Origin of the sequence: Streptomyces sp. NPDC017940 (genome assembly GCF_044328435.1) — a bacterium.
Taxonomy (GTDB): domain Bacteria; phylum Actinomycetota; class Actinomycetes; order Streptomycetales; family Streptomycetaceae; genus Streptomyces.
In genome coordinates this window covers 32,655-40,359 of sequence record NZ_JBIRHJ010000021.1, presented here as the reverse complement: position 1 = coordinate 40,359, position 7,705 = coordinate 32,655, and the positions used below count along the sequence as shown (strand labels likewise).

The window sequence follows — 7,705 nt, the reverse complement described above, 5'->3', positions numbered from 1 at the left end:
CCCCGCGGAGCGGGATATGCCCCGGCAAGCCGGGGCATAGAGCGCGAATTGCGCAAGCGCAATTCGGATTCCCGCGCAAGCGCGGGAATGGAATTCCGTAAACGGAATTCTGAACGGAATGCAATTCGCGCAAGCGCGAATTGGAGGTGATCGCGCAAGCGCGATCACCTCGGCTGACTACGAGGGGATGCATCACGTGCGGGCCTGTGTAGAAGCTGGGGATCCTGGCCACTACCCCTGCTACGAGAGTGACGGGTCGTCAGCTTGTTCGGGTGTCGGTCTCATCGCAGTGACGGGGCTCCGCTGCGCTCCACCCTGTCCCCTCCCCTGCTCGTGAATCCTCGACGGTCAACCCATCGAATCCCCGCCAGCATACCGCACAAGCCGTGCGTGTGGGGCGAGATTCGGTCAACTGTCAGCCGGTGGAGCGAAACTTGCCCATGGGCGGTGCATCACTGTCGAAGCCTGTGTAGAGTCTGGTGTCAGACACTCCACCCGGCCTAGAGATCACCTGTCGCGCCGGGATTTCTTTCTCAATTGCGCGAGCGAGGAGAGTGCATAAATGGCTAGCGTCAGTTTCTACGGGTCCGGATACTGCGGTGACTGTGACACCACATGGGAGTTCGGACCGGTAGAGGACGGAACGATCCTTGAATCTGACCACGAGTGCGAACCCGAACAGGACGGCGAGTAGACGATGGCCGTGAAACTGCGTGACCACCAGATCGAGGCCGTTGCTGCCATTGTGCGCGGTCTGGATATCCCGCCGGGTGGCATTCCCGTGAATGGCCTGCGTGGGCAGGTGCACGCTGCGTGCGGTACGGGAAAGACGATTATTGCCGCCGCGTCGGCGAAGCGGATTGTTCCCAGAGGTCGTGTGCTCGTGCTGGTGCCGACGCTGGATCTCCTGGCGCAGACGGTGAAGGTCTGGCACAACGCCGGGCACACGGGGCCGGCCGTGGCGGTGTGCTCGCTCGGGGACGACCCGGATCTGTGGAGCCTGGGGGTGCGCTCCACCACGAACCCGGTGCAGTTGGCGCTGTGGCACGGCACGGGGCCGGTGACCATCTACGCCACCTATGCCTCGCTGCCGGTCCTTGTGGAGGCCTTTGAGGGCGCTTACGGGCAGCAGCTGGCGCCGGTGGACCTGGCGGTGGTGGATGAGGCGCACCGTACGTCGGGTTCGATGGGTAAGGCGTGGGCGGACATTCACGACCAGGGCAAGGTTCCTGCCTGGCGTCGGCTGTATCTGACGGCTACGCCGCGGATCTGGCAGGAGCGGCTGAACCGTGAGGTGGCCGAGGGGGTGCGGGACCCGCTGCCGCGGGAGATGGCGGCCTCCATGGACGACGAGAAGGTGTTCGGGCCCGTTCTGTACACGCTCTCGTTGGCGTCGGCGGTGTCCCGCGGCTTGCTTGCGCGGTACCAGATCATCGTGCTGGAGCTCCAGGACCCGGTGGTCACGCCGGAGCGGCTGATGGGTGAGGAGCGGGGCAGTGAGGAGGTGCGTGGGCAGCGGCTGGGGGCGCTGCATGCCGCGCTGTTGCACACGATGGCGCAGCATGATCTGAACACGTGCATCACCTTCCATCACCGGACGATGGAGGCGCAGGCCTATGCGGAGGGCCTTGGGCCGGTGGCGGCGAAGCTGCACGCGGATGATCCGGAGCGGTATCCGGCGCGGGTGTGGGCTGACTGGCTGTGCGGTGAGCACACTCCGGAGCGGCGTCGCGGCGTGCTGGGTGACTTCGGGACCACCGCGCGGCGGGCGGTGCTCTCCAACTGCCGAGTGCTGGGTGAGGGGGTCGACATCCGGGCGGTGGACAGTGTGGCGCTGCTGGACCCCAAGGGGGCGCCGCACGACATCGTCCAGGCCATCGGCCGGGCCCTGCGGCAAAAGCCCGGTGAGGGGAAACTCGCGTCACTGATCGTGCCGGTATTTCTCCAGCCCGGTGAAACACCGGAGGACATGTTCACCTCCGGGTCGTATAAGCCGCTGGTGAAAGTCCTTGAAGGACTGCGCGCTCATGATGAAGAAGCCGTCGAATTGCTGGCCATTCCGCAGGAGCCACAGAAAGACTACGCGCAGCCATCGCAGGACATCGGGACTGCGCCGGAAGAGGGCGAAGAGGAATCCCGGCTGCTGCTCCGTTTCGCCGCCCCACGGGATCCGGCGATGGTCGCGGACTGGGTCAGCTTCAACGTGATCGACACCGAGCGGCAGGACTGGGCGCGCGGGTGGGCGAAGCTCAAAACGTACGTCGAACGGGTCGGGAACGCGAGGGTGCCGTACGGGCACCGCGAGGGTGCGACACCGCTGGGGCAGTGGGTGGCGGAGCAGCGGCGGGCCTACGGGGCCGGGGAGATGAGCGGGCAGCGCGCCCGGCGCCTGGAGCAGCTCGGCATGGTCTGGTCGGTGGCCGATGAGCGGTTCCAGGAGAACCTGGAAGCCGCCCGCGCCTACTACGAAGATCACTGGACCCTCTGCGCCCCGCGTTCCGCTGTGGCCCTTGACCGGCAGGTAGGACAGTGGCTGAGCAATTTGCGGCGCCCCGGTGCGCTGGACGGTCACCCCGAGTGGGAGCAGGCGCTGCGCGAGGTGGATGAGGATTGGAATCCGGGGTGGCCGGCCACCTGGCAACGCCACTACGCCGCGGCGCGGGAGATGCTCGTGGAGGAGAGCGTGCTGGCGTACGTGGAGCCGGGTGTCACCGTGCACGGCATGGACATCGGGAAGTGGCTGGCGAAGCAGCGGCAGCCTGCGGTCTGGGCAGGGCTGATGGACGGGCAGCGCGAGCGGCTGGAGCGGCTCGGCATCCAACCGCTTCCCCCGGAGCCCGAAGCGCCCGACAAGCCGTCCTCAGCGCCCGTGAGCGCCTTCGAGCGAGGCGTGGCCGCCCTGGCGCAGTACAAGGCCCGGGAAGGGTCCGTGGCTGTCCCCAGAGGGCATACAGAGCCCGTGGTAGTCGACGGTCAGGAGCATCAGGTGAAACTGGGGGTATTTCTCTCCAACAGCAAGAGCAGGCGGGCCAAGCTGGGCGCCGACAAGCTCGCCGCGCTCGCCGCGCTCGGGCTGGAGTGGGCGGCCACGGGCGGTGCGGAGTGATGACTGCACCCGACGGCTGGTGAACGGCGGGGGAACCGGCGGGCAGGGCCTCGGGGCGTGCGAGCGGCCTCGGGGCCCTGTCTCGCGTCCGGCCTCGCACGGGGGTGCGTGTAGGGCCTGGTATCCGGGCCCATCCCCTGCGAGCTACGCGGCGAACGGGGTCACGGGGTGGGGAGCGCGTGTTTGAGGATGGCCGACGGGCGCTCTGCTGCTTGGCGCTCTTCGGCGTTCATGCCTTCCCAGGTTGCGCCCATGCACCACGCGAGATCTTGGCAGTCCTTGCCTTGTGCGGCTCGCTCTCGCAGGCGCGTCACGATGTCTTCGTACAGCTTCGGCCAGCGGTTCGTGTCTTCCATGCCCGGCAGCGTAGCGGCGTGATCCGGCAGTGGGGACGGCCGAACTGTGGGCGCTTATAGGTCCAGGACGGCGCGCAGGGCCTGGTCCACGCGCACCATGACTTCCGGGTCGACGTCACCGTGCAGCTTGGCACCGTCGAAACGGGCGGCGCGCAACTGCACCAGGTTCACCGCCACGGCCGTGCACGGCAGCGGGTCGCCGATGACCACGGACATCGCGGTATCCGGGTAGCGACCAGCCGGATGCAGCACCAGGGCCACAACCGCGCCGTAGGCCTCTTCCAATCCGGTCAGGGAGACGACCAGGACGTCCCGGCCGTCGGGCAGCGTCCAGATCTCCCCGCGCCTCACAGGCTGTCCCCCTCGCCCGCCAGGTCCTCGCCCAGGCCGAGCCGGGCCAGCTCGTGCGCGGCGTCCAGCGTCGCCGCCCGGCGGGCTGCGCGCACCACGTAGGCGTTCACACTCAGGCCTGCCCCGGCAGCCGCGGCCCGGATCGCAGGAGCGAGTTCGTCAGGAACCCGCAACGTCATTGTCGTCACAGACATGCCACCACAATAGACACCACAACCTGGTGGCACTGCCCCGTTGCGGCAACAGTCCCCGCCTGCCGCCTCTATCGAACGTGTGCGTCATTTGGGCGGCTATCCTGCCCTCAAGCGGCTGCTTTCAGCCGACGAGAACAGGACACGCATGCCATGACGACATCCCCGCCCCCGGCCAGCGAACCGGACGCCTCCACCTTCCACTGCCCAAGTGATCAGGTCGGGCTGTGCGCCGCCTGCCACCGCAAGACCCACCGCTACGGGCGCGGCGGAGCGCCGCTGTGCCAGTGGTGCGCAGCCCCCGTGATGGCGAAGTGGGGCCCGAACGTGCGCTACACCAGCACCCGTGGCCAGCAGTAGCGATCGGCCCGACGAGGGGGCGTGCGGCCGGGTGCGGCGCGGCGCGAGCCGCTGATGGCCGGGGCCGGGTGAGGGTGGCCGTATGGGACGTGAGACACCGATGGACCGGGAAGCCGCCGACCGGATCGGCGCCGCAGCCGAGAGTGATCCGCAGAGCGCGAGCGCGGTGTCCGGGTTCGACGAGCGGGCCGACGCAGCAGCGGAGCACAACGACCCGGACAGCCCGGACAGCTACGACGACCAGGACGACGATCTGGACGACGACTGACCCCGGTGCCCGCGCCGTGGTCCCTCCCGGCCCCGATGCTCGCCGCCTCCGTGTCCGATCCGGAGCTCCCGGCGGGCTGGGCGGGCGAGGTGAAGTGGGACGGCTTCCGTGCCCTGCTGTCCCTCGACGGCGGCCAGGTGGTGCTGCGCTCGCGGCACGGCACCGACATGGCGCCCGCCTTCCCTGACATCACCAATGCGGCACTCCGCCAGCTGCCGGACGCCACCGCGCTGGACGGGGAACTGATCGTGTGGGAGGCGGGCGGGGCGGGGGCGGGGCGGATCGCGTTCGAGCGGTTGCAGAACCGGCTGCGCCGCCGCGGGGCCGGCGCACGACAGGCCGCCTCCCAAGCGCCCGCCCACTACGTCGCGTTCGACCTTCTGCGCCACTCCGGAACCGACACCACCAGCCTGCCCTACCACCAGCGCAGGACCGCGCTCGAGGAACTGTTCAAGCAGCAGCGGCTGACCGCGCCGTGGGCACTGTGCCCCTCCACCACCGACCCCGCGACCGTGCACGAATGGCTGGCGTCCTGGGGAGCGGTCGGGGTGGAGGGGTGCGTGTTCAAGCGGCTCCGGGACCCCTACCGGCCCGGCGTGCGGGGGTGGCGGAAGTACAAGGTGTACGAGACCGGGGAGGCCATCGTGGGCGCCGTCACCGGCCCCGCAACCGCCCCGCGCACCCTGCTCCTCGGACGCTACGACGACACCGGACGCCTGCGGTACACCGGCCGCACCACCACCCTGCCCCGCACAGCAGGCACCACGGTCGGCGCACTGCTGACCGCGGCTCGGACCGGGCACCCCTGGACGGGCCGCACGTTCTCCGCCGGATGGGGACGCCGCGAGACGCTCAACACCACGCTGGTGCAACCCGAGCTGGTGGTAGAAGTCGGCATCGACATCGCCCGTGACGCCTCCGGCCGCTGGCGCCACCCCGCACGCTTCCACCGCGCACGCCTTGACCTCTCCCCTGCCGATGTCCCCTGCCTGGTACCGCCACCACACTGACGAGAATGCGGGTGCTAACCACGACAAGACCCTGCTCCGCCCGTGGAGGGAACAGGGTCTTGCCAGATGGAGGTCAACTTGCTTCGGCTACAGGCCCGTCAACGGCTTGCAGATGGAAGGCGGCGGCCTTCTCCCGGTTACGTGCTCGCGCATGCTGGGACAGCAGGCTGAGCAGTTCGAAAAGGTCTGCCTCTTCCATGTTCCGATCAAGGTGTGTGGCGATGAACGACGGATCGTCGTACGGCAACCCCGCAACCGGCGAACTGTCCCCCGACGGCTGTGCGTCTTGGGCAGTACTGGGGCGAGTACGTGGCTCGGGGAGTGCCAGGCCGCCCGGCGCAGGCGTCCTGGTGCGCGCCTTCTTATCGGCCGAACGCTGCGTAGACGTGGCTGTTCGCCGCTTCTGTTCGTCTTCCCACCATGCCAACTGTTCTGCACTGTCCCATTTGTTGTCCCGGGCTAGCTTCCCCAGTTGGCGTGCAAACTCAAGAGGGAGGCTCTTCTTCCGTACCAGGTCCTGGACCTTGGGTGCCAGGTGGGTGAGGAGGAGGCGTTGAGTGACCCATCCGTCGACTCGTTCGAAGTGCTGAGCTACGGCGCGGTTGGAGCCGTACTCGGTGACGAGGGATTGGACGGCGTAGGCCTCTTCGATGGGGTTGAAGTTCTGCCGGTCGACGTTCTCGGAGACAACGGCTTCCATGAACGTTCTACGGTCCTTGGCCATGCCGTCGTCGACGACACAGTTCAGGGCGGGGTTGCCTGCGGCTGTGGCACCGCGGTAGCGACGCTCTCCGGTGACGAGAACGTAGTCGACGTGGGTGACCTGCTCCGCGTGATCGGGCCACAGCTTCAGGTAGGCAGCGCGGCTGACGGCCGGGCATGCCTGGACCTGGCGGCGTGCCAGGCTCTTCCCGAGATCGATCAGTTCGGCTTGGGTGCCGAAGTCGGTACGTGGGTTGACGAGGTTGGGGGCGAGGCGCCGGAGCGGGATGCGGAGCAGGCGACCGTCTGCGCGGGTGTCTGTGGGTGGGGCGTCGTCGTCTTCGTCGAAGAAGTCGTCGAACTGGTCGTGCTTGGCCATCACCGGTCTCCTGCGTACTTCTGGCGGCGGAGCTGGTGTTCCAAGGCGAGCGCCATGAAGTCCTGCTTGGCCTTGGTGGCGATGTGGTTGGACTCGTATTGAGTGCAGAAGCGCCCGTTGGTGATACCGCGGGTGTGCGGTTTGTAGTGGCGGACCGTGGCGTTGTACAGCTCCCAGCCTCTCCGCGTGGCGAGGCTGAGAGTGCGGTCACGGTCGGCGGTGCCGTCTCGGGGGTCCCAGTTGTTGACGACGACGCCGTAGGGGAGCTGGCGGGGGACCAGGACGCGCTCCACGGTGACCCTGGTGGGGGTGAAGGCTGATCCCTCTGCTTCGAGGGGGACGATCACATCGTCGGCAACATCGAGGACGGCCCGGAGTGCGTCTCCGGTGGTTCCGTCCCCGAGGGGGTCGATGGACTCGTCTTCGTCGTCTTCTGCCCGCAGCGGCATGAAGCCCGGGGTGTCGACGAGGATGATGTCGGCCTTGGCGCGGCGGAGGCGTTGCAGCTTGTCAACGTTCTGGCTAGCGTCGACTACGCGGAAGGGGACGGGCCTACCGGCCTTCCTGACCTTCTCAGCATGTTCGATGCTGGTGCCCTGCGGGTCTATCGAGACGACCGCTACGGAGGGTCCGTCACCTGCGGTTCTACCGTCGGGTTCGACGGCGTCACAGCCGAGGATCTCGGCGTAGACCGCAGCGAGGTTGACTGTCACAAGTGACTTGCCGACCCCGCCCTTTCGGTTCAAAAGCACGGTGATGTAAGGCATGTACTGCTCTCCGACTACTTCCCGGAACTCCGGTACTTCGGATGGACGGGGAGCATCCTCTCAGATGACCTGAGAGGTCCTGGAGAGGCGGGCGGGGGGGGGGGGGGGGGGTGTGGGGGGGGGGGGGGGGGGGGGGGGGGGGGGGGGGGGGGGGCCGGGGGGGGGGGTGGAGGGTGAGGAAGAGGTAAGCGCCCCCCCCCCCCCGCCCCCACCCC

Annotated in this window: 9 protein-coding genes; 4 read left to right on the top strand and 5 right to left on the bottom strand. The window is 68.2% G+C overall.

Going from position 1 to position 7,705, the window contains the following annotated elements:
• The first annotated feature begins 697 nt into the window (after positions 1–697).
• Positions 698–3,106 (top strand): Helicase associated domain protein, encoded by a 2,409-nt coding sequence (locus ACH4DX_RS35565; protein WP_398123985.1) that lies wholly within the window; start codon positions 698–700, stop codon positions 3,104–3,106.
• Positions 3,107–3,267: 161 nt separating this feature from the next.
• Here ACH4DX_RS35565 and ACH4DX_RS35560 read toward each other — a convergent pair whose 3' ends face one another.
• The 3 genes from ACH4DX_RS35560 to ACH4DX_RS35550 are packed head-to-tail and all read right to left on the bottom strand — an operon-like array spanning position 3,268 to position 4,007.
• Positions 3,268–3,462 carry a hypothetical protein gene (locus tag ACH4DX_RS35560; RefSeq protein WP_398123984.1) on the bottom strand — a complete coding sequence of 65 codons (195 nt, stop codon included), beginning with the start codon at positions 3,460–3,462 and terminating at the stop codon, positions 3,268–3,270.
• 54 nt (positions 3,463–3,516) lie between these two features.
• The gene (locus tag ACH4DX_RS35555) at positions 3,517–3,813 is read right to left on the bottom strand and encodes a hypothetical protein (protein ID WP_398123983.1); all 297 of its coding nucleotides are present in this window, start codon (positions 3,811–3,813) and stop codon (positions 3,517–3,519) included.
• Positions 3,810–4,007, bottom strand: coding sequence for a YlcI/YnfO family protein (locus tag ACH4DX_RS35550; RefSeq protein WP_398123982.1), 198 nt, complete (start codon positions 4,005–4,007; stop codon positions 3,810–3,812). Before ACH4DX_RS35550 ends, ACH4DX_RS35555 begins: the two co-directional genes overlap by 4 nt.
• A gap of 150 nt (positions 4,008–4,157) precedes the next feature.
• Here ACH4DX_RS35550 and ACH4DX_RS35545 point away from each other — a divergent pair, with 150 nt between their 5' ends.
• From ACH4DX_RS35545 to ACH4DX_RS35535, 3 genes are all read left to right on the top strand, one after another.
• Positions 4,158–4,364 (top strand): hypothetical protein, encoded by a 207-nt coding sequence (locus ACH4DX_RS35545; RefSeq protein WP_398123981.1) that lies wholly within the window; start codon positions 4,158–4,160, stop codon positions 4,362–4,364.
• Between the two features lie 82 nt (positions 4,365–4,446).
• Entirely contained in the window at positions 4,447–4,632 is a 186-nt protein-coding gene (locus ACH4DX_RS35540) for a hypothetical protein (protein WP_398123980.1), read from the top strand.
• Positions 4,633–4,667: 35 nt separating this feature from the next.
• On the top strand, positions 4,668–5,642 hold the full coding sequence (locus ACH4DX_RS35535) for an ATP-dependent DNA ligase (RefSeq protein ID WP_398123979.1): 975 nt from the start codon (positions 4,668–4,670) through the stop codon (positions 5,640–5,642).
• A gap of 73 nt (positions 5,643–5,715) precedes the next feature.
• On the opposite strand, the gene ACH4DX_RS35530 is transcribed toward ACH4DX_RS35535, so the two are convergent.
• Both ACH4DX_RS35530 and ACH4DX_RS35525 read right to left on the bottom strand, forming a co-directional pair.
• Positions 5,716–6,723 carry a ParB/RepB/Spo0J family partition protein gene (locus tag ACH4DX_RS35530; RefSeq protein ID WP_398123978.1) on the bottom strand — a complete coding sequence of 336 codons (1,008 nt, stop codon included), beginning with the start codon at positions 6,721–6,723 and terminating at the stop codon, positions 5,716–5,718.
• The gene (locus ACH4DX_RS35525; RefSeq protein WP_398123977.1) at positions 6,723–7,490 is read right to left on the bottom strand and encodes a ParA family protein; all 768 of its coding nucleotides are present in this window, start codon (positions 7,488–7,490) and stop codon (positions 6,723–6,725) included. The genes ACH4DX_RS35530 and ACH4DX_RS35525 overlap by 1 nt, the downstream gene beginning before the upstream one ends.
• Positions 7,491–7,705 lie beyond the last annotated feature (215 nt).

Excerpts from the sequence above, each read along its gene's own strand:
- ACH4DX_RS35525 (WP_398123977.1), bottom strand. The coding sequence starts at position 7,490 with ATGCCTTACATCACCGTGCTTTTGAACCGAAAGGGCGGGGTCGGCAAG.
- ACH4DX_RS35550 (WP_398123982.1), bottom strand. The coding sequence starts at position 4,007 with ATGTCTGTGACGACAATGACGTTGCGGGTTCCTGACGAACTCGCTCCT.
- ACH4DX_RS35540 (WP_398123980.1), top strand. The coding sequence starts at position 4,447 with ATGGGACGTGAGACACCGATGGACCGGGAAGCCGCCGACCGGATCGGC.
- ACH4DX_RS35560 (WP_398123984.1), bottom strand. The coding sequence starts at position 3,462 with ATGGAAGACACGAACCGCTGGCCGAAGCTGTACGAAGACATCGTGACG.
- ACH4DX_RS35565 (WP_398123985.1), top strand. The coding sequence starts at position 698 with ATGGCCGTGAAACTGCGTGACCACCAGATCGAGGCCGTTGCTGCCATT.
- ACH4DX_RS35530 (WP_398123978.1), bottom strand. The coding sequence starts at position 6,723 with ATGGCCAAGCACGACCAGTTCGACGACTTCTTCGACGAAGACGACGAC.
- ACH4DX_RS35535 (WP_398123979.1), top strand. The coding sequence starts at position 4,668 with ATGCTCGCCGCCTCCGTGTCCGATCCGGAGCTCCCGGCGGGCTGGGCG.
- ACH4DX_RS35545 (WP_398123981.1), top strand. The coding sequence starts at position 4,158 with ATGACGACATCCCCGCCCCCGGCCAGCGAACCGGACGCCTCCACCTTC.